General features: G+C 61.1%; 25 protein-coding genes. 12 read left to right on the top strand and 13 right to left on the bottom strand.

Features of this window, described 5'->3' with window-relative positions; genetic code table 11:
• Nucleotides 1-198 precede the first annotated feature (198 nt).
• Complete coding sequence (locus SYN60AY4M2_RS00705; RefSeq protein ID WP_099812091.1) at nucleotides 199-1,749, top strand: TolC family protein; 1,551 nt, start codon at nucleotides 199-201, stop codon at nucleotides 1,747-1,749.
• Between the two features lie 242 nt (nucleotides 1,750-1,991).
• Here the strand turns inward: SYN60AY4M2_RS00705 and rpsD are convergent, their stop codons facing one another.
• From rpsD to SYN60AY4M2_RS00690, 3 genes are all read right to left on the bottom strand, one after another.
• The gene (gene rpsD, locus SYN60AY4M2_RS00700) at nucleotides 1,992-2,603 is read right to left on the bottom strand and encodes a 30S ribosomal protein S4 (RefSeq protein WP_011430362.1); all 612 of its coding nucleotides are present in this window, start codon (nucleotides 2,601-2,603) and stop codon (nucleotides 1,992-1,994) included.
• 164 nt (nucleotides 2,604-2,767) lie between these two features.
• Entirely contained in the window at nucleotides 2,768-3,904 is a 1,137-nt protein-coding gene (gene gmd / locus SYN60AY4M2_RS00695) for a GDP-mannose 4,6-dehydratase (protein ID WP_011430363.1), read from the bottom strand.
• A 146-nt stretch (nucleotides 3,905-4,050) separates the two neighbouring features.
• Nucleotides 4,051-5,412, bottom strand: coding sequence for a nicotinate phosphoribosyltransferase (locus SYN60AY4M2_RS00690; protein ID WP_011430364.1), 1,362 nt, complete (start codon nucleotides 5,410-5,412; stop codon nucleotides 4,051-4,053).
• Nucleotides 5,413-5,564: 152 nt separating this feature from the next.
• Here SYN60AY4M2_RS00690 and SYN60AY4M2_RS00685 point away from each other — a divergent pair, with 152 nt between their 5' ends.
• Together SYN60AY4M2_RS00685 and SYN60AY4M2_RS00680 are read left to right on the top strand one after the other, a co-directional pair.
• The gene (locus tag SYN60AY4M2_RS00685; RefSeq protein ID WP_099812090.1) at nucleotides 5,565-6,641 is read left to right on the top strand and encodes an isochorismatase; all 1,077 of its coding nucleotides are present in this window, start codon (nucleotides 5,565-5,567) and stop codon (nucleotides 6,639-6,641) included.
• A 53-nt stretch (nucleotides 6,642-6,694) separates the two neighbouring features.
• Nucleotides 6,695-7,954 (top strand): ATP phosphoribosyltransferase regulatory subunit, encoded by a 1,260-nt coding sequence (locus SYN60AY4M2_RS00680; RefSeq protein ID WP_240527654.1) that lies wholly within the window; start codon nucleotides 6,695-6,697, stop codon nucleotides 7,952-7,954.
• Here SYN60AY4M2_RS00680 and gyrB read toward each other — a convergent pair.
• From gyrB to SYN60AY4M2_RS00665, 3 genes are all read right to left on the bottom strand, one after another.
• Nucleotides 7,905-9,833 carry a DNA topoisomerase (ATP-hydrolyzing) subunit B gene (gene gyrB, locus SYN60AY4M2_RS00675; RefSeq protein ID WP_011430367.1) on the bottom strand — a complete coding sequence of 643 codons (1,929 nt, stop codon included), beginning with the start codon at nucleotides 9,831-9,833 and terminating at the stop codon, nucleotides 7,905-7,907. The genes SYN60AY4M2_RS00680 and gyrB overlap by 50 nt on opposite strands.
• Nucleotides 9,834-10,014: 181 nt before the next feature.
• Nucleotides 10,015-10,575 (bottom strand): ribosome maturation factor RimM, encoded by a 561-nt coding sequence (gene rimM / locus SYN60AY4M2_RS00670; RefSeq protein WP_011430368.1) that lies wholly within the window; start codon nucleotides 10,573-10,575, stop codon nucleotides 10,015-10,017.
• An 11-nt stretch (nucleotides 10,576-10,586) separates the two neighbouring features.
• Nucleotides 10,587-11,555, bottom strand: coding sequence for an SPFH domain-containing protein (locus tag SYN60AY4M2_RS00665; RefSeq protein WP_099812089.1), 969 nt, complete (start codon nucleotides 11,553-11,555; stop codon nucleotides 10,587-10,589).
• A gap of 204 nt (nucleotides 11,556-11,759) precedes the next feature.
• Here SYN60AY4M2_RS00665 and SYN60AY4M2_RS00660 point away from each other — a divergent pair, with 204 nt between their 5' ends.
• The 3 genes from SYN60AY4M2_RS00660 to SYN60AY4M2_RS00650 all read left to right on the top strand — a co-directional run bounded on the left by SYN60AY4M2_RS00660 (nucleotide 11,760) and on the right by SYN60AY4M2_RS00650 (nucleotide 14,658).
• Nucleotides 11,760-12,752 carry an NAD(P)/FAD-dependent oxidoreductase gene (locus SYN60AY4M2_RS00660; protein ID WP_011430371.1) on the top strand — a complete coding sequence of 331 codons (993 nt, stop codon included), beginning with the start codon at nucleotides 11,760-11,762 and terminating at the stop codon, nucleotides 12,750-12,752.
• Nucleotides 12,753-12,831: 79 nt separating this feature from the next.
• Nucleotides 12,832-13,920 (top strand): polysaccharide deacetylase family protein, encoded by a 1,089-nt coding sequence (locus SYN60AY4M2_RS00655; protein ID WP_099813177.1) that lies wholly within the window; start codon nucleotides 12,832-12,834, stop codon nucleotides 13,918-13,920.
• Between the two features lie 120 nt (nucleotides 13,921-14,040).
• A complete protein-coding gene (locus SYN60AY4M2_RS00650; RefSeq protein WP_228375208.1) occupies nucleotides 14,041-14,658 on the top strand; it encodes a hypothetical protein in 618 nt (205 codons plus the stop codon).
• A 166-nt stretch (nucleotides 14,659-14,824) separates the two neighbouring features.
• Here the strand turns inward: SYN60AY4M2_RS00650 and SYN60AY4M2_RS00645 are convergent, their stop codons facing one another.
• Entirely contained in the window at nucleotides 14,825-15,709 is an 885-nt protein-coding gene (locus SYN60AY4M2_RS00645; RefSeq protein WP_228375209.1) for a M23 family metallopeptidase, read from the bottom strand.
• Between the two features lie 253 nt (nucleotides 15,710-15,962).
• On the opposite strand from SYN60AY4M2_RS00645, the gene SYN60AY4M2_RS00640 reads away from it, so the two are divergent.
• Nucleotides 15,963-16,838, top strand: coding sequence for a carotenoid biosynthesis protein (locus SYN60AY4M2_RS00640; protein WP_011430375.1), 876 nt, complete (start codon nucleotides 15,963-15,965; stop codon nucleotides 16,836-16,838).
• A 5-nt stretch (nucleotides 16,839-16,843) separates the two neighbouring features.
• On the opposite strand, the gene lspA is transcribed toward SYN60AY4M2_RS00640, so the two are convergent.
• The 3 genes from lspA to cysC all read right to left on the bottom strand — a co-directional run bounded on the left by lspA (nucleotide 16,844) and on the right by cysC (nucleotide 18,384).
• Nucleotides 16,844-17,314 (bottom strand): signal peptidase II, encoded by a 471-nt coding sequence (gene lspA, locus SYN60AY4M2_RS00635; protein WP_011430376.1) that lies wholly within the window; start codon nucleotides 17,312-17,314, stop codon nucleotides 16,844-16,846.
• Between the two features lie 237 nt (nucleotides 17,315-17,551).
• Entirely contained in the window at nucleotides 17,552-17,776 is a 225-nt protein-coding gene (locus tag SYN60AY4M2_RS00630) for a hypothetical protein (protein WP_011430377.1), read from the bottom strand.
• 77 nt (nucleotides 17,777-17,853) lie between these two features.
• The gene (cysC, locus tag SYN60AY4M2_RS00625) at nucleotides 17,854-18,384 is read right to left on the bottom strand and encodes an adenylyl-sulfate kinase (RefSeq protein WP_011430378.1); all 531 of its coding nucleotides are present in this window, start codon (nucleotides 18,382-18,384) and stop codon (nucleotides 17,854-17,856) included.
• A gap of 90 nt (nucleotides 18,385-18,474) precedes the next feature.
• Between cysC and SYN60AY4M2_RS00620 the strand changes: the two genes are divergently transcribed.
• Nucleotides 18,475-19,731 carry an aspartate aminotransferase family protein gene (locus SYN60AY4M2_RS00620; protein WP_099812087.1) on the top strand — a complete coding sequence of 419 codons (1,257 nt, stop codon included), beginning with the start codon at nucleotides 18,475-18,477 and terminating at the stop codon, nucleotides 19,729-19,731.
• Here the strand turns inward: SYN60AY4M2_RS00620 and SYN60AY4M2_RS00615 are convergent.
• On the bottom strand, nucleotides 19,728-20,141 hold the full coding sequence (locus SYN60AY4M2_RS00615; protein ID WP_011430380.1) for a hypothetical protein: 414 nt from the start codon (nucleotides 20,139-20,141) through the stop codon (nucleotides 19,728-19,730). The genes SYN60AY4M2_RS00620 and SYN60AY4M2_RS00615 overlap by 4 nt on opposite strands.
• A gap of 151 nt (nucleotides 20,142-20,292) precedes the next feature.
• On the opposite strand from SYN60AY4M2_RS00615, the gene SYN60AY4M2_RS00610 reads away from it, so the two are divergent.
• Both SYN60AY4M2_RS00610 and SYN60AY4M2_RS00605 read left to right on the top strand, forming a co-directional pair.
• Nucleotides 20,293-21,120 carry a creatininase family protein gene (locus SYN60AY4M2_RS00610; protein ID WP_228375212.1) on the top strand — a complete coding sequence of 276 codons (828 nt, stop codon included), beginning with the start codon at nucleotides 20,293-20,295 and terminating at the stop codon, nucleotides 21,118-21,120.
• Between the two features lie 126 nt (nucleotides 21,121-21,246).
• Entirely contained in the window at nucleotides 21,247-21,909 is a 663-nt protein-coding gene (locus SYN60AY4M2_RS00605) for a Uma2 family endonuclease (protein WP_099812086.1), read from the top strand.
• A gap of 5 nt (nucleotides 21,910-21,914) precedes the next feature.
• Here the strand turns inward: SYN60AY4M2_RS00605 and SYN60AY4M2_RS00600 are convergent, their stop codons facing one another.
• Nucleotides 21,915-22,553 carry a Crp/Fnr family transcriptional regulator gene (locus SYN60AY4M2_RS00600; RefSeq protein WP_099812085.1) on the bottom strand — a complete coding sequence of 213 codons (639 nt, stop codon included), beginning with the start codon at nucleotides 22,551-22,553 and terminating at the stop codon, nucleotides 21,915-21,917.
• Between the two features lie 257 nt (nucleotides 22,554-22,810).
• Between SYN60AY4M2_RS00600 and atpC the strand changes: the two genes are divergently transcribed.
• Complete coding sequence (gene atpC, locus SYN60AY4M2_RS00595; RefSeq protein ID WP_011430385.1) at nucleotides 22,811-23,218, top strand: ATP synthase F1 subunit epsilon; 408 nt, start codon at nucleotides 22,811-22,813, stop codon at nucleotides 23,216-23,218.
• Nucleotides 23,219-23,300: 82 nt separating this feature from the next.
• Complete coding sequence (locus tag SYN60AY4M2_RS00590; RefSeq protein WP_206336901.1) at nucleotides 23,301-23,807, top strand: heavy metal-responsive transcriptional regulator; 507 nt, start codon at nucleotides 23,301-23,303, stop codon at nucleotides 23,805-23,807.
• On the opposite strand, the gene glmS is transcribed toward SYN60AY4M2_RS00590, so the two are convergent.
• Complete coding sequence (glmS, locus tag SYN60AY4M2_RS00585; RefSeq protein WP_099812084.1) at nucleotides 23,768-25,615, bottom strand: glutamine--fructose-6-phosphate transaminase (isomerizing); 1,848 nt, start codon at nucleotides 25,613-25,615, stop codon at nucleotides 23,768-23,770. The genes SYN60AY4M2_RS00590 and glmS overlap by 40 nt on opposite strands.
• Between the last annotated feature and the right edge of the window lie 446 nt (nucleotides 25,616-26,061).

Raw genomic sequence — 26,061 nt, 5'->3', positions numbered from 1 at the left:
TCCTTTTGTGTCTCGAGACCTGTTGGGGCTGGTAAAGAGGGGCCCTGATGGCGCAGAAGATTTTCCTGCGGGCTGTCTGAAGGTTCGGCTTCCTGCCACCGGCCCAAACAGAGCGGCAATCAAGCCTGTGGAAAACCGTCTTATCTTCGTCCCTTCCTTTGCGATACTGCTAGAGGTGATGTTGAGAGTGATAACGCGATGGCGATGCAGCATCTAGCCAGGGGCCAGCTTCGACGTCCTCAACGACAGCCAAGCTCGGCGGGATCCCGGTCGTCCCTTAGCCGGTTTGCCCCCTGCGGCCTCCTGTTCAGCCTGCTCTGGGCTGTGCCTGCCTTTGCCCAAGAAACGAAAGCGCCTGATCCTGCCGCCTTGGTTCTCCCAGATAGCCGAGCCATCCGCACCCCCAACCTGCCTCCCACCCTGTCGATCCCGCCCGAGGCCCGCCCTGCCACTCCTGCCCCGGTCTCGCAGGGGGCTGCTAGGGCCGAAGAACTGGTGGTGCCTCAATCCCCTTTGGAGGTGCGCATCGAGCGGACGGAGGGCTTGTCCTTACAAGAAGCCCTGGAGATTGCTGTTGCCCAAAACCCAGCGGTGCAGCAGGCAAGGCTGGCTGTAGAACGGGCTGAGGCTGGGGTTGCCCTGGCGCAGGCAGCTTTTGCCCCCACCCTCTCCACTCGAGCCAGTTACCAATACAGCGAACCTCCCTCGCCTGGTGGCAGGCCAAGCCGCGAAGTTCACACTCTCTCAGCTAGCGTGGTGCGGGTGGACTACACCGCTTTCGACAACGGGATCAGAGAACAAAACCTAAGACTGGCCCAAGAAGCTCTGCGCGTCGCCCAACTGCAACTGGAGCAAACCCTGCAGACAGTGAAACAAGCTGTGGCCAACGCCTACTACGATCTGCAGAGCGCCGATGCCCGAGTGGCCATCAGCCAGGCTGCCGTTGCAAGTTCTGAAGCCACCCTGCGGGATGCCCAAGCCCGAGAGCGGGCTGGGGTGGGTACCCGCTTCGAGATTCTCCAGGCGGAGACCGAATTGGCCAACAATCGACAAACCCTACTGGTGGCCCAAAACACCCAACAACTGAGCCGCCGCCGCCTGGCCGAGCTGCTGAACTTTCCCAGTCCCACTGATGTGCTGGCCAGGGATCCCATCGAGCCTGTGGGAGAGTGGGACCTGAGCCTAGAAGAGACTATTGTTGCCGCTTTTGCCCAAAGGCAAGAGCTGGAGCGCCAACGCCGAGAGTTGGAACAAGCCCAAGCTCGTGTGCGCCTGGCGCAAGCCAGCAACGGTCCCCAGATTGGTTTGTTCGCCACCCTCGATGCGGTTAACGATTTCAAGGCCAGCCGCGACAGCTTCGATATCGGCTACTCGGTCGGCGCCAATTTCAGTTTGACTTGGCTGGACGGGGGTAAGGCGGCCGCCCAGGCTCGCCAAGCCGAGATCGACGGGCAGGTGGCCGTGAACAATTTCATCGGCAGCCGTAACGAAATCCGGCGCAGTGTGGAAGAGGCTTTCCTCACGCTCAGCTCCAGCCGCGAACAGATCGACTCAGCCAAGGTAGCGATTGCCTCGGCAGAGGAGAGCCTGCGCCTGGCGCGGCTGCGCCTTCAGGCCGGGGTGGGCACGCAAACAGAGGTGATCAACGCCGAAACTGCCCTCACCACCGTCCGTGGCAACCTCTCCAATGCTGTAATCGCCTACAACCGCGCCCTGGTACAACTGCAGCGGGCCGTCGGCAGGCTTTGATCTCTGCTCGGTTCTTTCTCCCTCACCCCCAACCCCTCTCCCTCTGGGAGAGGGGAGCTAGGGCAGCTCGTTCGCGACAGCGTTGCGTAGTAATAAGGATGTGGAGAAACGTTTCGAAATAGCCATGGTGCCAAGTACCGCTGGCGCCAGCAGAAGAAACGCGACGAACTGAGAAAAATCGCCCCCTCTGGGCTTAGCCCCTGAGGTTTCCTCACGATCCGCAATGACGGCAAAAGAGAGGCCTAGAGTTTACGGGAATAGAACTCGACAACCAGCAGCTCGTTCACTGGTGCGCAGATCTGCTCTCGGGGAGGCAGTTCTTTGATACGCCCGCGCAGCTTCTCTTTGTCAAATTCCAGGTAATCGGGCAGGAACAGCCCCGGATACTCAGCGTAGGCGGCCACCAATTTGCGAGAAGACTCCTTGTTCCTTACCGTGATCACATCCCCAACTTTGCAGCCATAGCTGGGGATGGTGACTTTGCGGCCGTTGACTTCGATGTGGCCGTGGCTTACCAACTGCCGAGCCGCCGGAATGGTTGGAGCCATGCCGAGGCGAAAGACGATGCAATCCAGCCGCATCTCCAGCATTTGCAGCAAGGCTAGCCCGGTGGATCCCTTGGAGCGCCGCGCCTTGCGCATGTAGCGGAGCATCTGGCGCTCGCTCACCCCGTAGTTGAGGCGCACCTTCTGCTTCTCTTCTAGGCGGATGGCATACTCGGATTTTTTCTTGCGCTCGGCCCCGTGCATACCAGGTGGATTGGTATTTTTGGGGCGCTTGCGCGTCAAACCGGGCAGATCAAGTCCCCCGAAGCGACGAATGATCTTGAGGCGGGGACCTGTGTAGCGGGACATGCGGGCGTTTCTCCGAAATCGGCAAAGATACTCAGCAGAAGAGCACAGGCGAAAACATTGGCCGTGCGCCAAAAGAATTGGCGATCTCCTATATTAAGGTCTTAGCCCGGCCTTTAAGCAAGGGGTGAGAGCCGTTTTTTAGCTGACTTTGGGGAGCGGTGCCATTAGTCGTAGCGAACCCCCAGTTGGGTGCGGATGAAGGCGCGATCCTCGCTCAGCAGGCCGTTGAGGGTGCGCCGCTCCCCCAGGATGGGATCCGGGTCCAAGCCGATGGCCTCCAGATCCGCCAGCACCATCAGCTCCACCAGTTGGGCAAAGGTCACCTTGGGCTGCCACCCCAGTACCCGCTTGGCCTTGGAGGCGTCCCCCAAGAGCAGATCCACCTCCGTGGGGCGGTAGTAGCGGGGATCGATCTCGATCAGCACGCGATCTTTGTAGAGTCCCTGTTCTTCCAGTCCGGATCCCCGCCAGGTAATGGGCATGCCCACCAAAGCAAAAGCGCGTTCGGCAAACTCCCGCACGCTGTGGGTTTCGCCAGTAGCCAGCACGTAGTCGTCCGGCTGGGGTTGTTGCAGCATCATCCACATCCCCTCGACGTAGTCCTTGGCGTAGCCCCAGTCCCGCTTGGCATCCAGGTTGCCCAGGTAGAGCTTGTCCTGCTTGCCGGCCACGATGCGGCTGACGGCGCGGGTGATCTTGCGGGTAACAAAGGTTTCTCCTCGCCGTGGGCTCTCGTGGTTGAACAAAATGCCGTTGCAGGCAAAGAGGTTGTAGGCTTCGCGGTAGTTGACTGTTTGCCAGTAGGCGTACACCTTGGCGCAGGCGTAGGGGCTGCGGGGGTAGAAGGGGGTGGTCTCCTTTTGCGGGATCTCCTGCACCAGGCCGAACATCTCCGAGGATCCCGCCTGGTAAAACTTCACCCGGATCCCCGTGCGCTGCTGGTAGTCGCGGATGGCCTCCAGGAGGCGTAGGGTGCCCATAGCCACCGCATCGACGGTGTATTCTGGCGCCTCAAAGCTGACCCGCACGTGGGATTGGGCCCCCAGGTTATACACCTCCGTCGGCTGCACCTGTTCCAGGATCTTGCGCAGGGTGGTGCCATCGGTGAGATCCCCATAGTGGAGAAACAGCCGGGCGTTGGGATCGTGGGCATCCACATAGATGTGGTCGATGCGGTCGGTATTGAAGGTGCTGGCGCGGCGGACAATGCCGTGGACTTCATAGTTTTTTTGCAACAGCAGCTCGGCCAGGTAAGAGCCATCCTGGCCGGTGATGCCGGTAATTAAGGCACGTTGGGTCATAGAGCTGGAGGCGAAAACAAGCACTTGTAAGACTTCAGCCAGAGCGGGGACTTCAGCGCCTTGCCAAGCACAAACTCGCAAAGCTGAAACCCCAAAGCCAGAATATTATAGAGCAGCGGGAACCCCTTCTCTGGGGTTCTGCTTGCTTAGGAAGAGCCCAGGTGACGATCCTTAACCTGCTGCAGGGCAGGGGTCAGGGCCATAGGCCAGGGAGCCGGCTGGCGCAGTTGCCGCACTGCCTGGGGCAGGCGCAGGACCGAGGCACGGCTGGTGCGGGCAATCGCCTCCAGATCCGGCAGGGGCTCCAACAGCACACCCTTGCGCAGGATCGGGCGCAGCAGCGGCTGGTAGCCAGGGGGCGGGCTCTCGTCGGCCTGGCCGAGCAAGTCCCCTGTGGGACCGCGGAAGATCTGCTTGCGCCCCGGCAGGGTGGCTTTGGCAAAGGAGGCCTTGGCCACTGGGATCCCGTTAATCTCCACCAATTTGTACACTCCGTTCACGCCCTCGCCGGTCACCAGCCGCGTCCCCACTCCATAGCCGCTGATAGGGGCTTGGGAGCGGTGCAGCCGTTCGATCTCGTACTCGTCCAAATCGCCGCTGACAAAGACCGGCGCCCCCTGGGGCAGGATGGCCTTGACCTGGTGGGAGAGGGCCTCCAGGTCCCCGGAGTCGATGCGCACGCCGCCGATCTCGCCTTGGGATCCCAGTTGATCCGGATGGGTGGCTGCAAAGAGCTGGGCCGCTGTGCGCGCTCCCTGGATGGGATCGTAGGTATCGATGAGCAGAACCGCCTGGGGAAAGTAGCGCCGGAAGGCTTGAAAAGCGCGGGTCTCATCGCCGGAGAGGGCGGCAATGGCCATCACCAGAGAATGGGCCATCGTGCCTGCCGGCTTGCGCCCCAGCTTGAGAGCTGCCAAGACGTTGGAGGTGGCGTTGAACCCCGCCGCCAGCGCTGCCCGCGCTGCCCACAGGCCCGCCTGGGGGCTAAAGGCTCGCCGCGTGCCGAACTCCAACAAAATGGCCTCATCCCCGGCAGCATCCCGCATGCGGGCCGCCTTGGTGGCAATCAGGGTTTGGTAGTTGAAGGTGGTCAGCAAGTAGGTTTCCACCAGTTGCGCCTGCCACAGAGGAGCCTCTACCCGCAGCAGCGGCTCGTTGGCGAAAACGGCCGTTCCTTCCGGCACTGCCCACACATCCCCCTCGAAGCGGCAGCTAGCCAGCAGCTCCCAGAAGCGTTGCGGTGCCTCGGCAAAAATGCCCGTCTCCCGCAGCGCCTGCAAGGCTTGCGGCGGAAAGTGCAACTGCTGCAGGTATTCCACCGCTTGGGCCAGCCCCATGGCGATGAGGTAGCCATAGTCGCTAGGCAAGCGCCGCACAAACAGCTCAAAGGCCGCCGGCTGATTCTCCAGCCCCTCCCCCACATAGCAGGCAGCCATTGTGAACTGGTAGAGATCCGTCAACAGGCCGTAGTCCTGGGGCTGCAGGGAGGAGAAGTCTGAATTCACCATGGAAACCTCAAGGGACAAGCCGCTGAAAAGCTAGGGGAGCGGGCAAAGAAGTCCTTGCCAAAGTTGGAGCTACTATGGTAACAGGTTTGGCCTGCCAGGGATCCCGGCGAGGTGGCCCCAGCGATAAGAGCTTGACTGCACTCTAAAAAGCCATGAACACCACTGTCCAGGGAGTAACGACTCAAGCTCCGCCGACACTTCCCTTGCCTGTTCATTTTGATCCCGAGCGGGTGGGGGAGATTTGGCGGGTGCCCTACCAACAGCGGGCCCTAGAGGCGGAGCAGTGGGCCCAAGAGCACCGCATCCCATCGGCAGAATCCGACCAGGTGCGGGTAGGCTTGTTGCTCATCGATGTGCAAAATACCTTCTGCATTCCTGGCTTTGAGCTGTTTGTGGGTGGTTCTAGCGGCCTGGGGGCGGTGGAGGATAACCGGCGTCTGTGTCAATTTATCTACCGCCACCTCGCCCACATCACCCAGATCGTGGCTACCCTGGACACCCACACCGCCATGCAGATCTTCCACCCCATCTTCTGGGTGGACGCCCAGGGATCCCATCCCGAGCCAGCTACAGCCATTTCTGCCGCCGAGATCCGCTCCGGGCGCTGGCGGGTCAACCCCGCGGTGGCCGCCAACCTCACCCAAGGGGATCTGACGCGGCTGCAGGTCTACGCCCTCCACTATGCCGAGCAATTGGAGAAAGGGGGGAAATATCCTCTCATTGTCTGGCCCTACCATTCCATGCTAGGTGGGATTGGCCATGCCCTGGTGCCGGCGGTGGAGGAGGCGATCTTCTTCCACACCATTGCCCGCTGCAGCCAGCCCAGCTTGCAGCTCAAGGGGGCCAACCCCCTGACGGAAAACTACTCCGCCCTCAGCCCGGAAGTCTTGACCGGCCCGGAAGGGGATCCCATCGACGAGAAAAATGAATCCCTTATCGGCCACCTACTGGAATTCGATGCCCTGATCGTGGCTGGCCAAGCCAAAAGCCACTGCGTCGCCTGGACGGTAAGCGACCTGCTGCAGGAGATCCAGTCCAGGGATCCCGCCCTGGCCAAGAAGATTTACCTTCTGGAAGATTGCACCTCGCCGGTGGTGATCCCCGGCGTAGTCGATTTTAGCGAGCAGGCGGAGGCGGCCTTTGCCCGCTTTGCCGCCGCGGGGATGCACCGGGTGCGCTCCACCGATCCCCTCTGGACGTGGCCTGGCTTTCCGTGGCGGAAGACTTGATCTCCTCTACCCCAGTGCTAGGATGCGGCAGGACAGGCTGTGGGAGTTTGCCTGTGGACGATCGTCCTGGCGGTGCAGATTTGCTTTGGGAAACCAGTTCCCTGCGCTCTCCCACTGGCGCCCGCGACTTTTTGCCGCGGGAAGTCCAGCGGCGGGAAAGGCTAGAGGCGCAGCTAACCCAGGTTTTTCGCCGTTACGGCTACCAACGTATCATCACGCCCACCCTGGAACGGCTGGAGACGCTACTGGCTGGGGGATCCATCCGCGCCGAGGCAGTGCTGCAGTTGCGGGACGGGGAAGGGACAATGCTGGGGTTGCGCCCGGAATTCACCGCTTCCATCGTGCGGGCAGCAGCCACGCGTCTGGCCAGCGGGCCCCTGCCGCTGCGGCTTTACTACCACGGCAACGTGTTCCGCAATAGCCGGCGGGAGGAGGGCTCCTACAGCAGCCAGGAGTTTTTCCAGTCAGGGGTGGAGCTCATCGGCGCGGGCGGATGGCTAGCCGACGCTGAGATCTTGCTGCTTTTAGCCGATTGCGTGCGCGCTGTTGGCCTCAGCAACTGGACATTGCTGTTGGGAGATGTGAGCCTGACTGAGAGCCTGCTTAACTCTGTTACTCCCAAGGCCCAGGCGGCGGTGCGCCGTGCCATTGCCCAGCTTGACTACGTTTACCTAGAAGCGGCTCCGCTGCCAGAGGCGGCCCGCCAGATTGGCCTGCAGATTCTGGGATTGCGTGGCCAGCCGGAACAGGTTCTACCTCAGCTGGCCCAGCTTCCTGTGTCGCCGGAGCGGCTGCGAGATCTGCGGCAGTTGTGCCAGATCCTAGAGGCCCATCAGGTGCGGGTGGTGCTGGATCTTAGCTTGCTGCAGACTCTAGCCTACTACACCGGCATTGTCTTCCAAGCAGTGGTGGGGGGAGAAATCATCGCCTTAGGCGGGCGCTACGACCGGCTCTATGCCCTCTATAGCCCACAGCAACTGGAGCAGCCAGGGATCGGCTTTACCCTCCTGCCGGATACCCTGCTGCGGCTTTTGCCCCCCACTCCCCAGGACGAGGCAACGGGGTGCAAGCGGTTGGTGGTGCCGCTGGTGCCGGCAGGGATCCCGGCAGCCCTAGCCTTGGCTGCCCGCTGGCGGGAGTCAGAGGCGGTGGAGCTGGAATTGCTGGACCGCTCCCCCGAAGAGATCGAGGCCTACGCCCGCCAGTGCCGGATCCCCGAGATTGCCTGGGTGCAGGCCGATGGCAGCTACCACATCTCCCCCGTCAAATATCCAGAGCCGCCAGATCCAACTGGGCACTGTGGGCCTCGATGAACTCCCGACGCGGCCCGACGGCATCCCCCATCAGGATGGTGAAAATGCGATCGGCTTCGGCTGCGTCTTCGATGGTGATCTGCTTGAGGACGCGCGTTGCCGGGTTCATGGTGGTTTCCCAAAGCTGCTCCGGCATCATTTCCCCCAAGCCCTTGAAGCGCTGGATGGTGTACTTGGTGTTGGCCGGCAGGCTGCGCAGGACTTGCTCTTTCTCGGCCTCGTTGTAGCAGTAGCGCACGTTGTTGCGGCCCCACTCGATCTTGTAAAGCGGCGGACAGGCAATGTAGACGTAGCCCTGCTCCAAAAGCGCCTTCTGATAGCGGTAAAAGAAGGTGAGCAGCAGGGTGCGGATGTGGCTGCCGTCCACGTCGGCGTCGGTCATGAGGATGATGCGGTGGTAGCGCAGTTGGCTGGGATCGAACTCCTCGCCCTTGACCCCCAGGCCCAGCGCTGTGATCATGGCCTGAATCTCGGCGTTTTTGTAGATCTTGGCGGGATCCGCCTTCTCGATGTTGAGGATCTTGCCCCGCAAAGGCAGCACCGCCTGAAACTGGCGATCCCGTCCCTGCTTGGCGCTGCCCCCTGCCGAGTCGCCCTCCACCAAGTACACCTCCGACTCCGCCGGATCCCGGCAACTGCAGTCGGCCAGTTTCCCCGGCAGGGTGGAAGATTCCAGGGCAGACTTACGGCGCACCAGCTCCCGGGCCCGACGGGCCGCCTCGGCCGCGTTGAAGGACTGGATGGCCTTCTCGACGATCCCCCTGGCCACGTTGGGGTTGAACTCTAGGTATTCTGTAAGGGCTTCCGAGACAAGGGTCTGGACAATGCCCCGCACCTCGGTGTTGCCCAGCTTGGTTTTGGTCTGCCCCTCAAACTCAGGGTTGGGCACCTTGACTGCAAGGATGGCGGTCAGCCCCTCCCGCACATTTTCTCCCGCCAGGTTGCTGTCGGAGTCCTTGAGTTTGTTGAGCTTGCGGGCTTGGCTGTTGATGGTGAGGGTAAGGGCGGTCTTCAATCCCTCCAAGTGGGTGCCCCCCTCAGTGGTGCGGATGTTGTTGGCAAAGCCAATCAAGGTATCGGTGTAGACATCCGCGCACCACTGCAATGCCGCTTCTACCTCGACGCCATCCCGCTCCCCGCGCACATAGATAATATCGGGGTGGATGGGGGTTTTTTCGTGGTTGATGAAGGCCACATATTCCTTAATGCCGCCGGCAAATTGATAGACTTCGCGGTGAGGCGGATCCCGCCGCAGATCGCTGAAGATGATTTTCAAGCCGGCATTGAGGTAGGCCAGCTCGCGCAAGCGGGCCGCCAACAGGCTGTAGTCAAACTCCCGCTCCGGGAAGATGAGCTCATCCGGCTTAAAGCGCACCTCCGTGCCCCGCCGCTGGGCACCGGCAGGCTGCGGCTCGGACTGAAGGGATCCCACCACCGCCCCTCGCTCGAAGCGCTGGAAGTAAACCTTGCCCTCCCGCCAGACTCTGGCCTCCAACCACTCGGAGAGGGCATTCACCACCGATACCCCAACGCCGTGCAGCCCCCCGGAGACCTTGTAGCCGCCGCCGCCGAATTTGCCGCCAGCGTGCAACACAGTCATGACCGTCACCAGCGCCGACTGCCCGGTCTTGGGGTGGATGTCTACCGGGATGCCGCGGCCATTGTCCAGCACCGATACCGAGCCATCGGGGTGGAGAGTAACCTCAATTTCGTTGCAGTAGCCAGCCAGAGCTTCATCGACGGAGTTGTCCACCACCTCGTACACCAGGTGGTGCAATCCCTTCGGCCCAGTGGAGCCAATGTACATGCCAGGCCGCCTGCGCACAGCCTCCAAGCCTTCCAAAACTTGGATCTGCTCTGCACCGTAGTTCTCCGTCATTCGTAACTCCAATCCCGAAGAGAGATCCCGGCCCCCGCCGACCTAAACCCAGAGAAATTGACGCCAGAAGCCAGAGATAATCCAAATGCCAAAAACCTGCCCCCATAATAACACAAAAGGCTAAAACGGCCACACAGCCGCTTCTGAGGGCAAACTTTGGCAGGGGATGCAGGGATGGAGATCAGTTTCTTGCCCGATCCTGGCCGAGAAAGCTCTCCACCAATCCCGGTGGCGGCTGCACCTGCAGCTCACCTTTTTCCAAATCCACAACCGGCACCAGAGCCTTCACAAAGGGGATCAACACCTGCCGCTTGTCGGGGGTGGCGATCTCCAGCACATCTTGGCCAGCGGCCCAGATGGCCGAGACATGCCCCAGCAGCCGCCCTTGATGGTAAACGGCCAGGCCGATGAGATCGGAGTAGTGGTACTCCTCCGGCTCGAGGGGCAGGCGCTGGGAAGCCGGCACCAACACCTTAGCTCCCACCCAAGCCTCTGCCGCCGTCCGATCGGGAATTCCTTCCAGCCGCACCAGGTATAGGCCCTTGGCGGGAAAAAACTGCCCCTCGATCAAAGGATGCAACAGAGGCTCCGGATCGCTATCCCGCTGCAGCCAGCGCGGCCCTGGCTCGGTAAGGCGCTCCGGAAAATCCGACCAGCACTTAACCCGCAGCCAGCCCCGCAGTCCATGAGCAGCCACCACCTGCCCCACCAGCAGCCAAGCGGTATCCCTTGAAGCTACCATAGCTGTCGCTGCTAGTCGAGCTGAGGAAAGTTCACCTCGGTCGGGAAAGCCGTGGAGCTGCCCAACTTTTGGGAAGCCCCGGAAGCGCGGGATCCCTGTTCTCCCTTGGCCACATCCACCATAGAGAGCAACCCTTGCAGAGTAGCGGGGATGGAATTGGGATCCATAAAGATCACCTTCGAGCTGGGGCTACTGCCCACCTTGAGACCCATATCGATGTAGTTTTGCGCCATCAAGTATTGCAGCGCGTTGGCTGCCTCTGGGTTTTCCTGCAAAGTGGCGGCAATGGTTTTGATGGCCTCAGCCGTGCCCTCGGCTAGGAGCAGCCGCTCGCGCTTCTCAGCTTCTGCTCGCAACAACTGCGCCTTGGCAGCCCCCGCCGCTTGGTTGATGCTGGCCTGCTGCTCCCCCTCGGATTTGAGAATGGCCGCTCGCTTCTCCCGCTCGGCAGCCATCTGCTTTTCCATCGAGTCCTGCACGGTTTTGGAGGGCTGAATATCTCGAACTTCCACGCGGGTGATCTTGATCCCCCAGGGATCGGTGGCCTCGTCCAGTTCTGTCAAAAGGCGGGCGTTGATCTCGGCGCGGGAGGAGAAGGTCTGATCTAGATCCATGCGGCCAATTTCGGCCCGCAGGGCCGTCAGCACCAAGTTCACCAAAGCCCGCTGTACATCCTCTACTGCATAGCGAGCCTTGATTATATCCGTAATGCGCCAATAGACCACCGCATCCGCCATCAAAGAAACGTTGTCGCTGGTGATGCACTGCTGCGGCGGCACGTCCAACACCTTCTCGCGAATGGTTTCCTGGAACACAATCCTGTCGATGGGAGGAAAAATGACGTGCAGCCCGGGTGTTAGCTTGCGGTGAAACCGGCCCAGACGTTCTACCAGCGCCTCATAGCCCTGGCTGATGATCTTGACGGAGTTAAACAGGTAACCGAGGAAGATCAGGGCGATTGCCGCTAAGATGCCTGGCATAAGACGTCTCTCCTGAGTGGAAGCTTTGCCTCTTATCTTAGACGATTGTTCTCTGGGCTTGTCGGCCTTGACCTCGAGGCCCCTGAAGGCGGAGACTCTTTCTGGCTTTTTCCTAAAATTTTAAGGTTTGATGTCTTGACCCATACCTCATTGACCGGTGGGGGCAACCGGAAAGACTGAAAAGCACCTAAAGGGAGTCTGTCTATGAAACTAAACAGCAAGAACCTAGAAGTTGGCTTGAACAAAACCTACGACGTCATTGTCGCCGGTGGCGGCGCAGGGGGGCTGTCGGCGGCAATCTATCTGGCTCGCTATGGCTTGAGTTGTCTGGTGGTGGAAAAAGGCAAAGGCCGATCTTTTTGGATGCAGGATCTGCGCAATTATCTGGGCCTGCCGCCAAACACGCCAGGACGAGAGCTGTTGCGACAGGGAAGGGAGCACGCCCTCAGCTTGGGGGTGGACTATCTATGGGGCTATGTGGAAAATGTGAAGGATGAGGGAGACCTTTTTGCCGTCAAGGTCAAGGTGGGAAAAGTCAACAGCCTCTACCCCGTTTTTCGCAGCAAGTATTTGATCGCGGCAACAGGCATCATCGATCATCTGCCGCAATTGCCGGACATGCAAAATGTTTACGACTATGCCGGCTATTCATTGCATGTCTGTATGATTTGCGATGGCTACGAAATGCGGGATCAAAAGGCAGTTTTAATCGTCGGCTCAGAGGCTCAAATCAACACTGCCTTTGTCCTCAACTGGTTTACGCCTTATATCTCGGTGTTGACTCACGGCCTCTGCTCGGTCGGCCCTGAAATGCGCCAAAAACTGGCCGAGCACGGCTATCCCCTTTACGAATCTCCCATCCGCCGCTTTCTGGGCGAGAACCACCAGATGCGCGGTGTAGAGCTCGCGGATGGCACCTACATCGAGGCAACTACCGGCCTGGTGGCCATGGGAGCCAAGTACCACAACGACTATTTGAAAGGGATCCCCAACTTGCAGTGGCAGGGCGAAAACCTCGTGACCGACGAGTGGTGCCGCACCACCCATCCGCGGCTGTTCGCGGTAGGAGATTTGAAGCAAGGCCTCAATCAGGTGGCGATTGCGGTTGCTGACGGAGCGCTGGCGGCCACAGCCATTTGGCGGGACATCCGCCGAGCCTCCCCTGCTCGTCAATGGGAAGAGCGCCTGCGCTCTTAGTTTGGGCTCATTCCGCCCTCTTGAGGGAGCTGGGATGGCCCTTTGCCCTATGATTGTTGCGAAGCCCCGAGAAACTCCCATGCGTTCTCTGAAAGCGGCGATCTTTTTTTTGGTTTTCCTATTGGTGGGGCTGCAGTACTGCGCGGTGGAGGCCCAGTCTTTTTTTGATCTAAAGCTGACTCTAACCTCAGAATACGATCCTGTTCTCCCGATCGAGAGCGTTCGGGTTGTGCGCGGCAGCCCTCCCCAAGACCTGCTGGTTTACCTATCGGCTCCTTCTGCTGCCTGGGTTTACCAAGAGCGGGTAAATGGGCATTACTTGATCGATATTCCCTATGCGGTGATTACGCCCTCGACCGCTGTTGAGGTTCCTAGGGAGCTGCCCTACCGGCTGAGCTGGGGCAACCGAGACGAACAGACTGGGCGCCTGCTGATCACCCCTGCACCTGCCCAGGTAGAGGTCTTTTTGCAGCATGGCTGGACAGCGGATCCCACTTTGCTCGATCCGCTGGAAAATAGCCGGCCTTTGCAACTGCCTTTAGAAGAGGCGCTCGGGCCTTTGTTGGAAGTGCCACCTCGCTCTGCCTTTCTCACCATTGACGATGGACCTTGGCCGCAGTCCACCCCTCGCCTTTTAGAGGTTTTGGATCAGCTACAGATTCCGGCCACCTTCTTTCTCATCGGCAATCACGTTTCTCGCTTTCCAGAGTTGGCCAAAGCCATTCAAACCCACGACCACACTATAGCCAACCACACGTTTACTCACGACTATCGACGCCTCTATAGCAGCGACGAGATATTCTATGCCGAGGTGGATCAGACAACCCAACTGCTCAAGACGTTGGGCTTGGATCCCCAACTGGTGGTTCGCCCACCGGGCGGTTTTCGCTTAGACTCTGCTTTGCGTCGCGCTTTGGAACAGGCAGGGTATCAGGTTCTCTACTGGAACCTTAGTCCTGAGGATGCCTATGCCAGCCAAACAGTAGACCAGCTTTTGCAGCGGGTTCGATCCCAGTTGTCGGTGATGAAAGCCTCTGAACAACCCCTGGTTTTGCTGCTGCACGACCGCTGGCCCCATACTGCAGAAGCTTTGCCGGAGATCGTTGCTGCCGTTGAAGAGGCGGGCTATCGCTTTTTGCCCTGGCCCACTTCTAGAGATTCTGCTTGAGGGAACTGCCAACTGTCTCTTAAGCAAAACCGGGCAATCTCTTAAAATCTTAGGGTCGAGGAGTGGGGAAGTATGCGAAAGCCCTTGGATTTCTGGGGTCGGATAAGTTGGGGAGCAGCCTTGGCTCTGGCGCTACCCCTTGCTGTTAACTCTGCCCACCCCCAGCCGCTGCTTCCGCTGTTGCCGGCTGTTTCTGAGGGAGGCACCGCGCGCGAGGGAGTAGTTGCCCTCTTTCGTCAATCCATCTGGTGGGAGTTCATCCGCGGCAATCGCGGCCAAAACCTGCGCCTGTTTGCGGCCAGCCTCACCGCTTCCGATCGGCAGGATGTGGTGGCCGTGTTTGAAATCCAGCGGCAGCCGACAGTGGAGCCGGTGGTGCGCGTTCTCAGCTTCGCCCATCAGGGAGGATACGATTTTCGCCTGCTCCATGCGGCTGAGCCGATCCCCGGACGGCTGGTGGAGGCGCACCTGCGCACCGACATTACCTCCAGCGCCCAGCCCAAGCTGGTACTGCTCACCGAGCGAGGGGGAATCAGCCTGCTGCGGTCTGTCTTGATCTTGGAACACCAGCCGGAGGGGTTTGTGCCGCTGCTGAGCGTAACCGATTTAAGCAATGCCAGCTTGCGGGTCAGCTCCCAAGGGCTCCTGGTCATCTCCAGCGTGCCGGGATCCAACCGCGACTCGCGCGCCACCCTCTACCAGTGGGAGGGAGATGGCTTTGTCCGCCGCGATCTGTAACATCCCAAGTCTTCCGATTGGCGACGAGACAATAGACCGCTGGGATTCGTTCCAAATTGCCACAAAGCAGTCCCTTGCAACTCCCCTCTCCCACTGGGAGAGGGGTCGGGGGTGAGGGGAGACTCCCACTGGGAGAGGGGTCGGGGCTGCGGGAAATGTCTCTAGTCTATTGAGGAGGGCCAGAGAGCTGTTGAGCCTGCCAGCAGGCGCCTAGGCTGGGCGCTTGGCCCACCTGCCAGAGAAACAGGCTTTCGGCTCCCAGGGGATGCAGGCTCCAGGGATCCAGGCCAGGCCCAAACCAGCCGTAGGGATCGACGGGGGCGGGTTGGCCGGAGTTGGTTGGGTTGAGACGGCGCACCTCGAAATGGAGATGGGGCCCGCTGGCACAGCCGCTGTCGCCCGACAGGCCGATCACCTCCCCGGCGGCTACCCTCTGTCCCTCCTGCACCTGGATTTGGCTGAGGTGGGCGTAGAGGGTTTCCAAGCCAGCTGGCTCGTGCAGAATGCGCACCCGCAACCCCCTGACCGGGCGACCCAAGGCAGGGCAGAAAAACGCTGGCTCCGGACGCGCTACGGTAACCCGTCCTGGGGCGGCGGCCAGGATGGGGGTGCCCACCGGCATGGCCCAGTCATAGCCGGCATGGCCATCGCTTTTGCCGCAGGGGTGCAGCGGGCCAGGGATCCAGACTTGGCCTTGCCCACTGACAAACCGTCCGTTGCCATCCTCCTCCCCCAAGGGCAAGTCGTGGTCGAAGAGGTTGGTGACGGGAAATTCCCCGACAAAGGGCTTGTGCAAAAACGGCCACTGGGGCGGCGGCGGATCCCCATTAGAAGAGCGATGGCTCTCCAGCGCCAACCGATAGTGCTCCAGATCCTGACGCTGGGCGGGATCTGGGGACCGCTGCAGCAGAAGATCCACCAGGCGCAAGGCCTGAGCCCAGTCCCGGCGCTCCACAGCCCGCCTCAACTGAGCGTACACTCCCCTCAGGGATCCCTCTGACCAAGAGGAGCTCTGCGGAAAACCAGGCAGGATGTTTACGAATTGATACAATAGGCAGCAAAATATCAGCAGGCCTACCCTGGTCAGGCCAGGCAGTTTGCTTTGGCCATCCGCTTTTCTCCTCAGCCGCTGCTCAAGCGGTGGGGTAGCGAGGCGGCTCTGATCAACCACCCTACGGGAGCTTCTCATGCGTTGGCTGTTCTCCTCGTTATCCTCTGGTGTCCTTGTTAGCCTGCCTTTCCGGTTTTCTGATAGGCGAGGTGTTCTCCTTGGGTTTGGGTCAATCTGGCAGCGGTTGGAGGCTTTGGCGCTGGGCTTGCACATTCTCTCCTTGCTCTTCGGGCTGGTGGGCCTACTGTGGGTAGTACCGCATCCCGAGTGGGTGGCCAGTTTACCCCCCATTGGTCTGCAGGCCTTCTCTTGGAGCATGGGCAATGGCGGCGTGGCCTACATGGTGTCTGGAGCGCTGGCGGCGGCTTTGATGGGATCCCGGCTGTTGGGGGTGCGGCGCCTGTTGATGTTTTTGATCCCGGCGGTGGGCATTTCCTTGGCCAGCGAGCTGCTGGGCACCAGCACCGGGATCCCTTTTGGCGACTACGGCTACCTGAGCGGGCTGGGCTACAAGATCGCCGGACTGGTTCCCTTCACGATCCCTTTGTCTTGGTTTTACGTGGGGCTGTCGTCCTACCTGTTGGCGCGGGTGGCGTTGCAAGCGGGGCGCCATTGGCTGATCCACTGCGAGGCCATCCTGTTGGGGGCGCTGCTGCTCACCGCCTGGGACTTCGTGCTGGATCCGGCCATGACCCGCGGCCTGATCCCCTTTTGGACGTGGTTCCAGCCGGGGCCCTTTTTCGGCATGCCGCTGCAAAACTTCGGCGGTTGGATGCTCACCGGAGCTGCCTTTATGACCGCGGCCAACCTCCTTTGGGGGAAAGATCAGCCGGTCTTGAACCGCCGCCAGTTGCTGGGGCCGCTGCTGCTCTATGTAGCCAATTTTGCCTTTGCCCTGCTGATGAGCGTAGGATCCGGCATTGTCGCGCCAGCAGGGCTGGGGCTCTTGCTGGGATTGGGGCCAGCTGTGGGGTTGTGGTGGAGCGCTCCGCCGGATCCTGAGGCTCCCTCGCAGCCTGAGTTGGCCGCGCAAGAAGCTGGGGATCGCCAGTGGGCGGGGGCGAAGTAGGTCGCCTAGGGTCTCGGCGCCGTTTTTTTCGGGCTGCCCTGCCACAGGCCAACCAACAAGCAGGCCACCCCCACGTTGATGGCCACGTCCGCCACGTTAAAGACGGGGAAGCCAATCCAGACGAAGTTGAAAAAATCCACCACATAGCCGTTGAGAAAGCGGTCGATGCCGTTCCCCATCGCTCCTGCCCAGACCAAGCCGTAGCCCACCTGTTCCCAACGGCCCAGGCTGCTGCCGCGAATCGCCAGCAGCGCCAGCGCCACCGCTACCCCCAGCGAGACCCACTTGAGGAACTCTGCCGAATCGGCAAATAGGCTCCAAGCGGCGCCGGTATTTTCCACATAGGTAAGGTGAAACACCCCTGGCCACAGCTCGATTTCCGGCCCCGGCAGCAGCCGCTCCACCGCCCAGCGCTTGCTCGCCTGATCCAGGAGCAACCCCAGGATCCCGGCCAGCCAAAAGCCCGTGTTTTTCATGCTTTTTCACCTCACTACGTCCACCGGCAAGAGCGCTCAGAGGAGCACTTTTCCCATCCTGACATCCTCTCTTCTTTTGTGAGCGGCAAACCGCAGGAGCAAGGTTGGGGAGGGTGGAATAGAAAGCCAGGGAGCCTCAGGCCAGCAATTGTCTGCCTGGAGGGCAAAACAAAGAAAAGCGTCCGGCTAGCTGAGCCGGACGGGGATCCTACAGTCTAGAGGAGAGGAAAAGAGCAGCTACCGCCCCCGCTGCTCCAGGGATCGGCGCAACTCGCTGGCCATCTGTATAAACTCTTGCGGATTGCCCGCCTTGCCGTAGGAGGAGCGATCTTGAACCTTTTTGCCGCTACCTTGGCGGGTGCGGGTGTTGATCAGAGAGCTGGCCATTTCCAGAAACTTGGCAGGGTTCCCTTCGCTGCTGCCCCGCATCACAAAGGTTCGTCCGGCACGAGTCACTGCCATAGCTACCTTGATTCTCAGAAACGAAATGCTTGTTCACATCTTCCCACAAGGATCCCAAACCCGCCAGGCCCAGCGCCCTATTGGAGATAGCCGTGGCTTCTCAGGCTTTGCATCACCAAGTCGATACATTCAGAGATGCTTTGCTCGGCGGTTTTGCAGACCACCTCTGGATATTCTGGCGGCTCGTAGGGGTCGTCGATGCCGGTGAAGTGCCGGATGAGGCCTGCCCGCGCTTTGCGGTAGAGGCCTTTCACATCGCGCTGTTCACAAACTTCCAGGGGGGCGTCCACAAAGACTTCGATGAAGTTGCCGATCTGCTGCCGCACCTCCTGCCGGGTGGCGCGATAGGGGGAGATGGCCGACACCAGCACGATCACCCCGTGGCGGGTCAGCATCTCTGCCACAAAGCCGATGCGACGAACGTTCTCATCCCGATCCGCCCTGCTGAAGCCCAGTTCCTTGCTGAGGTGTTGCCGCACCAGGTCTCCATCGAGCACTTCCACCGGCAACCCCAAAGCCTGTAACTGCTGGGCGACACCGCAGCTCAGGGTGGTTTTGCCCGCGCCGCTGAGCCCCGTAAACCAGACCGTTACCCCCCGCCGCCCCATGGGTGTAGATCCCTTCTCCTTGGGCTTTGCCAGAATATCATCCCCCGCCCAGAGTGATACACTCGAGACATTGTCCATTCTCCCTCTGCCATGCCGCCGCTAAGCGCTTCTCTTGTCGACTTGGGCTCCGGGACAACCGCCGAGCTGTTCGACCGGCATGTGATGTCCACCTACGCTCGCTATCCTTTGACCCTGGTGCGGGGGGAAGGCTGCCGGGTTTGGGACGAAGAAGGGCGCGAGTACCTGGATTTTGTGGCTGGCATTGCCACCTGCACGCTGGGCCATGCCCACCCCGCTTGGATCCAGGCGCTGACTCAGCAAGCGCAACAGTTGCACCATGTTTCCAACCTCTACTACAACCGGCCCCAGGCGCAACTGGCCCAATGGCTGACCCAGCACTCCTGTGCCGATAAGGTTTTTTTCTGCAACTCAGGGGCAGAGGCCAACGAAGGCGCCATCAAGCTGGCCCGCAAATATGCCCATACGGTGCGCGGGATCCAAGATCCGGTGATCCTCACCGCCCAGGCTAGCTTTCATGGACGCACCCTGGCTGCCCTCACCGCTACCGGCCAGCCGAAATACCAAAAAGACTTTGCCCCGCTGGTGCCCGGCTTCGACTACGTTCCCTACAACGATATCGAGGGTACGGCGGCAGTGCTGGAGCGTTGGGGCGAGCGGGTGTGTGCCGTGCTGCTGGAGCCGCTGCAGGGAGAAGGAGGGGTTGTGCCCGGGGATCCCGCCTACTTTCAGTGGCTGCGCCGGGTCTGTAGCGAGCGGGGCATCTTGCTGATGTTGGACGAGGTACAGGTGGGGCTGGGCCGCACCGGCAGGCTCTGGGGCTACTGCAACCTGGGGATAGAGCCGGATGTGTTTACCCTGGCCAAGGGCCTGGCGGGCGGGATCCCAATTGGCGCCCTCCTGGCCAAAGACTTTTGCGCCGTGTTCCAGCCGGGGGATCACGCCAGCACCTTCGGCGGCAACCCCCTGGCCTGTGCGGTTGGCCTGGCGGTCTGCCACACCCTGATGGTCGAGAGCCTGGTTTGGAATGCCCAGCAGACAGGAGCCCATCTGCGCCAGGGTCTATCTCGCTTGGCCAAGCAGTTCCCGCAGCTTGTGCAGGAGGTGCGCGGCTGGGGCCTGATCCAGGGCCTGGTGATGCGGATCCCGGCGGCTGAGGTGGTCAGGGCGGCCCTGGAGCGAGGGCTGTTGCTGGTGCCGGCGGGATCCCAGGTGGTGCGCTTGGTGCCCCCCTTGATCGTCACGCCTGCGGAAATTGACGAGGCGCTGGCGCGGCTGGAATCGGCTCTGCAGAGCTTGGCCCTTGGCAATAGCGGGACGGAGTCCTAGCCCTGGCAGACCTGCTGCAAAAAGGCTTGCAGCCGCTGGCGGGCCTCCTGGGGCAGGGGATCCCCGGCCTGCTCCAGCAGCGGCAGCACCTCCTCGGCGTAGGCCGGGACAAAGCCGGCAGCCGGCCAGAGCAAATCCGAGGTGGATCGCAGGTTCCAAACTTGGGATCCCTGCTTGAGCAACAGGGGTCGCACCCAAAGCAGAGCTGGGGATCCCGCCTCAAGATTGTGAAGAGAAACCTGAATCAGCTCCACGTAGAGGGTGGCCTGCGACCCCGGCAAGGCTAGGATGGGGCGGGGTGAGGTGAGGACACTCCCTACTTCCGTCCTCCCAGCAGGCAGAGGACGTCCCCTAATGGGGAGATCCTCACCAGAGCCACATTGAGCGGGCAGACAGGGCCACAGGGTCATGGAACGGCTGGCTTCCGCTTAGGAAAGTTGAGACCAACTACACCTGATCTTAAGGGATGCCTTCTCAGGTTCTGCGAGGGGATCCCAGATTGCCCATGGTGCTAGTCTTGCAGGCAAGGCTCCTCCAAATTCCTGGAAACCGGATCCCGCCATGATGCACACCTTTATCCCGCCCCACCGTTTCTTTCCCTACCTGACCTGGACGGAGATCCAGGCCATGCCCGACAAAGAGAACGTAGTCATCATCCAGCCGGTGGCCTCAATCGAGCAGCACGGTCCCCATTTGCCCCTGGTGGTAGATGCCTGCATCGGCACGGCAATCATCGGGCGGGCCATGGAAAAACTAGAGCCGGAGATCCCGGCCTATGTCCTGCCCACCCAGTGCTACGGCAAGGCCAACGAGCACTGGCATTTCCCCGGCACCATCACCCTCTCGGCGCAAACCCTGATGGCGGTGTTGACCGAAGTGGCCGAAAGCATTTACCGGGCTGGGTTTCGCAAGCTGGTGTTCCTCAACTCCCACGGCGGCCAGCCCGAGGTGCTGCAGATTGTGGCCCGCGACCTGCACCAGAAGTACGAAGATTTCCTGCTCTTCCCGGTGTCCGTCTGGCGCGTTCCCCACCAAGGCCAGGAGCTGATGACCGCAAAAGAGCAGGAATTGGGCATTCACGCCGGAGACGGCGAGACCAGCATGTTGATGTACCTGTTGCCCGAGACGGTGCGCACCGACCGCTTGGTCTGCGAGTACCCCTCGGATCTGCCGCAAGATAGCTTGCTCAGCCTGGAAGGGCGGATCTCGTTTGCCTGGACAACCCGCGACCTCAGCCGGAGCGGCGTCCTGGGGGATGCCACCGCCGCCACGCCCGAAAAAGGCAAGCTCCTGGTCGAGTCGATGGCCGACGGCTGGGTGCGGCTGATCCGAGATCTGCACAAGTTCCAACAGCCCCAGGCCTGGCGCAAAGCCCCGCTGTCGGTCTAGGGATCCCGGCAGGTTTCCTGACCTTTTGAGGCTTCTGGCCGGCCCTAGCCTGCTTCTCTGGAGCGGGAGGAGCGACTTCTCGAGGGCTGATGATAGGCTTGAGGGAAACCCCCTGAGGGAAGAGCGATGGTTCTTGCCTCAAAGCCAGCCACCCCCCCTGTCCTTGAGCGGCACGACGCCACTTGGCAGGACTATGTGGCCATTCGCAGCCATCCTGACCTGGAGTGGCAAAAACTCTCCTTTCATCGGGGTTGGTTGTGGGTCAACATGGGCAAAGAAGGGCCGGAACACGCCTCCGTCAGCGATTTCATCACCATCATTTTCGGGTTTTGGGCCTTTTTGCACCCGGATGTGCCGCTGCAGTCCTATGGTCGCTGTCTGATTGAGTACCCAGAAACCCACGCCTGCGCCCCTGACCTAGTGCTCTACAAAGGGGAGAACATCCCCAAATACCAAGCCGGCGAGCCGCGGCGGATTGATTTGCGTTTCCAAAGACCTCCCGACCTGGTGGGCGAAATTGCCGACACCACCCTGGCTCTTGACCTGGACGAGCAGAAGCAGCTTTATGCCAGTCTGGGCATTCGCGAGTACTGGGTCATCGATGTCAAGGGGCGGCGTGTTTTTACCTTTGCCCTGGCCAAGGACAGGCGCTATCGGGCCATTGCCCAGTCAGAGGTGCTGGCAGGCTTGCCGATAGCCCTGCTTGAACAGGCTCTGGAACGCCTGGCCAGCCAGACCAACACTGCTGCCGCCAACTGGCTCCTCCAACAGCTCCAACGCCAGGCTTAAAGCCGTCAGGGCGTTTGGGCCAGCTTGATGATGAGATGGCGGTTTTTGTCCACCGCGATCCAGCCCTGCTGGCGGAAACGGTTCAAAAGACGGGTGATGGTGACGCGGGTAGTGCCGATGGCATTGGCCAAGTCTTGGTGGGTGAGGCGCACCTGCAGGCGCACCCCCGTCGCCATTAGGGATCCCAACTCCACCGCCAATAGGGAGAGCAACTGGCGCAGCCGATCCTCCACCCGCCGCCGCCCGGCCAAGGCCAGCAGCGCTTCGGTTTGGCGCAACCGCCGCACCAACTGCTTGAGCAGCCCCTGGCTCAGGGTTGCTGAGGCTTCCACCTCGGCTGCCGGCAGCCGCAACACGTCAACCGCCGTCAACGCCTTGGCTTGGTAGGGATCCAACATTGTCAGCGGGGATCCCAGGGGCATGGAGGGGCCAGCAAATCCCAACAGCGCCTCGCCGCCATTGGGATAGAGGGTAGTCAATTGCACCACACCCCGACAGACGATCACCCACTCCTCGGGAAACAAAGGGATGACCTGGCCGGGACTGTAGGGAGATAAACTGCGGCCTCGGTAGAGGTCTTCTAGCAATTGCCGCTCCCGTGTAGGCAGGCCGGCAGCAAAATGGCCGGGCATCGTTTCAGGCATAGGCTAGCTCCGCTAGGGCAAACTGGGCACACTGGTCGTTGGGCTTTCCCCTACCAATAACAGCATGGGGTTGGCTTCGCGGCTGAGTTGGGGTAGAGGACAAGTGTTCCCGACAACACCTTACCGCTTGCCTCTTCGACGGAAGTAAAGGAGAGGTTATGCCCAGGTTAAGTCTCGCCACGCAGAGGGGCAGAACCGAGAGCAACCGCGATCCGGTAGGATAGAAGTGCCAAGCTCAACCCTTCAGGAGACCTGCTGTGACGCTGATGGTTCGCGTGATCACCCCCGACCGCACGGTTTGGGATGCCCCCGCCGAGGAAGTGATCCTCCCGGCTACCTCAGGTCAGTTGGGCATCCTCACCAACCACGCCCCTCTCTTGACGGCCATCGGCAACGGCGTGATGCGGGTCAAGGCCGGTGGCAAGTGGTCGGCCATTGCCGTGATGGGCGGGTTTGCGGAAGTGGAAAATAACGAGGTAACCGTTCTGGTCAACCGCGCCGAGCGGGGAGAAAAAGTGGATAAGGCCGCAGCTCAGGCCCTCTTGGACAAAGCGAGCCAAGTTTTGAACACCAGCAGCGACAAGCAAGAGCGCCTGCAGGCCAAGTTGGATCAACAGCGGGCCAGGGCCTTGATCCAAGCCGCCGAGATGGGCCACAAAAGCTGAGGGATCCCCGCTTTTCTTGGCAGGGGATCCGGCTGCGGGGCTGGCTTTGTTAAGCTGAAGCTCTTGGGGAGCTGGTGGTGCTATGTTCAGTCCTGCAGTTGCCGATGGCGCATTGGGCAGCTTGAGAATTAGCCAGGTGGCGGCGGCGGCGGGGTTGCCGGTGCGCACGGTGCGCTACTACGAGTCGCTGGGCCTGCTGAAGCCAACGGTGCAGCGGTCGGAGTCCAGCTATCGCCTCTTCCATCCGGCAGTGCTGGGGCGGCTGGCTTTCATTCGCCGCTGCCAAAGCCTGGGCCTGAGCTTGGAGGAAATTCGCCAGATCCTGCAGTTGTACGACCGGGGGGAGCAGCCCTGCCCAGAAATCCGCCAACACCTGCAGGAGAAGCTGTGGCAAATCGAAGAGCGCATGGCCGAATTGCAAACTCTAAAAGGCCAAATTGAAAGCCTCCTTTCCGATTGGCGGATCCCAGCGGAACCGACGGCCCAGGAGGACGTGATCTGCCCGATTTTGCAAAAGCCAGAGGCCGGCGGTGACAAGGTTGGCAGACGCTACTCGACGGTTACCGACTTGGCCAGGTTGCGGGGCTGATCCACATCGGCCCCGCGGCGCAGCGCCATGGCGTAGGCAAACAGCTGCAGGGGGATGACGTTCAAAACCGCCGACAGCAGAGGTGTGGTGCTGGGCACCTCGATGACGTGGTCGGCTTTTTCCCGGACCTGGGTATCTTCCGGATTGATCAGGGCAATGACTCGCCCGCCCCGCGCCCGCACCTGCTCGATGTTGGAGAGCATTTTTTCGTAGACGGGATCGCGGGTGGCAATACACACCACCGGCATGCGCTCGTCGATGAGGGCAATGGGGCCATGCTTCATCTCCCCTGCTGGGTAGCCCTCGGCGTGGATGTAGCTGACCTCTTTCATTTTTAAGGCCCCCTCCAGGGCTATGGGGGCGTTGACCCAGCGGCCCAGGTAGAGCATGTCGGTGACGTGGTGGTACTGCTCCGCCAACTGCTCGTAGAGGGCGGCGTCTTTCAACAACAGGCTGATCTTGCCCGGCAGCTCGATTAAAGCTTGCAGGTGGGATCGGATCTGGGCCGGGCTGAGGATCCCTTTGGCCTGGGCCAGTTGCAGGGCCAGCAGGTATCCTGCCACCAGCATGCCGGTAAACACCTTGGTGGAGGCGACGGCGATCTCCGGCCCGGCGTGGATGTAGATCACCCCGGAATCCGCCAGACGAGTGGCCTGGGATCCGATGGCGTTGACGATGGCCAGGGTGGGGATCCCCTGAGTGCGGGCCTCGCTCATGGCCGCCAGCGTATCCACCGTCTCACCGGACTGGGTGAGGGCCACCAGCAGGCTGTGGGGGCGCAGCACCGGCTGGCGGTAGCGAAACTCGGAAGCATAGTCCACCTGCACCGGGATGCGGGCCAGGCTCTCGATGAAATACTTGAGCACCAGGCAGGCGTGCCAGGCGGTGCCGCAGGCCACGGCGTGGATCTGCTCTATCTGGGCCAGTTGCGCTTCTGTTAGCGCCAGCCCCTCCAGCGTCACCCGCCCCCCTTCCAGATCCACCCGCCCCCGCAGCGTATCGGTGGTGGTGCGCGGCTGCTCGTAGATCTCCTTTTGCATGAAGTGCTTGTAGCCCCCCTTGGCCGCCGAGACGGGATCCCAGGCTACGGTGATGGGAGTCTTGCGCAGCTCTTCGCCGGTAATGCGCAGGTAGCGCACGCTGGAGTCGGTGAGGATGGCCATCTCCCCATCTTCCAGAAACACCACCCTGCGGGTGTGGCGGACGATGGCGGGCAGATCCGAGGCCACAAAATTTTCCCCTTCCCCTTCGCCAATCACCACAGCCCCGGCATTGCCCAGGCGGGCGGCAATCAGACGATCCGGCGCCTCCCGATCCAAGGCCACCACGGCATTGCCTCCCCGCAGTTGTCCCATGACTTTGGCAAAAGCTGCCTCAAAGCAGCCCAGCTCCTCCGTGTACAGGCCCAGCAGGTGGGCGATCACCTCGGTATCGGTTTGGGAGCGAAAAGGGATCCCGCGCTGCAGCAGGTGCTCCTTCAGCTCCAGGTAGTTCTCCACAATGCCGTTTTGGATGACCACGATGCGCCCGCGCGCGTCGCAGTGGGGGTGGGCATTTTCTTCGCTGATACCGCCGTGGGTGGCCCAGCGGGTGTGGCCAATCCCCACCTTGGCCGTGGGCATGTTGGCCGTGAGCTTCACCAGCAGGTTGTGCAGCTTGCCGGTGGCCCGCACAATCCTCAAGCCCTCTTCTGGATCCACGGTGGCAATGCCGGCGGAATCGTAGCCGCGATACTCCAGGGTGCGCAGGCCCTCCAAGAGGATGGGAGCTGCCCACTGAAAGCCCACATAGCCGACAATGCCGCACATTCCTCACACCTCAACCCGAATATCCGCAAAGCCTACCCCAGCTTCCGGATCCCTTCAATGGTTTTTGCCGCCGCTGCGGGAGTAGACCTCGGCAGGGATCCTGGCTTCCTACTCAGGAACGGGCTGCTGCTGCCGGAGCTCAGGGGCCAGAGCAAAAGAAACCGGCGCGAAGTGACATCCTCTCCCGCTAAGCCCTGACGGGCTGTAGACGGGAGCTTCCGAGAATCACTTCCCGGAGTTGCTGCTTCAACGGACTGGTAAACCAGGATCCTCCACAGCCAGAGAGCGGCAGTCCCACCGCCCCCCTACATCCCCCCGTATACGGGGGGACCTGAGTCCACGCTTCAAAATCTCGATAGCAGCGTTCAAGTCTCTGTCCCACGACCCGCAACGAGGGCAATCATGCACCCGTTCCGACAAGGTCTTGGGGACATGCTCCTCACAAA

Origin of the sequence: Synechococcus sp. 60AY4M2 (assembly GCF_002760375.1) — a bacterium.
Taxonomy (GTDB): Bacteria; Cyanobacteriota; Cyanobacteriia; order Thermostichales; family Thermostichaceae; genus Thermostichus.
The sequence above is the reverse complement of the archived record's forward strand: the minus strand, read 5'-3'. Positions and strand labels throughout refer to the sequence as shown.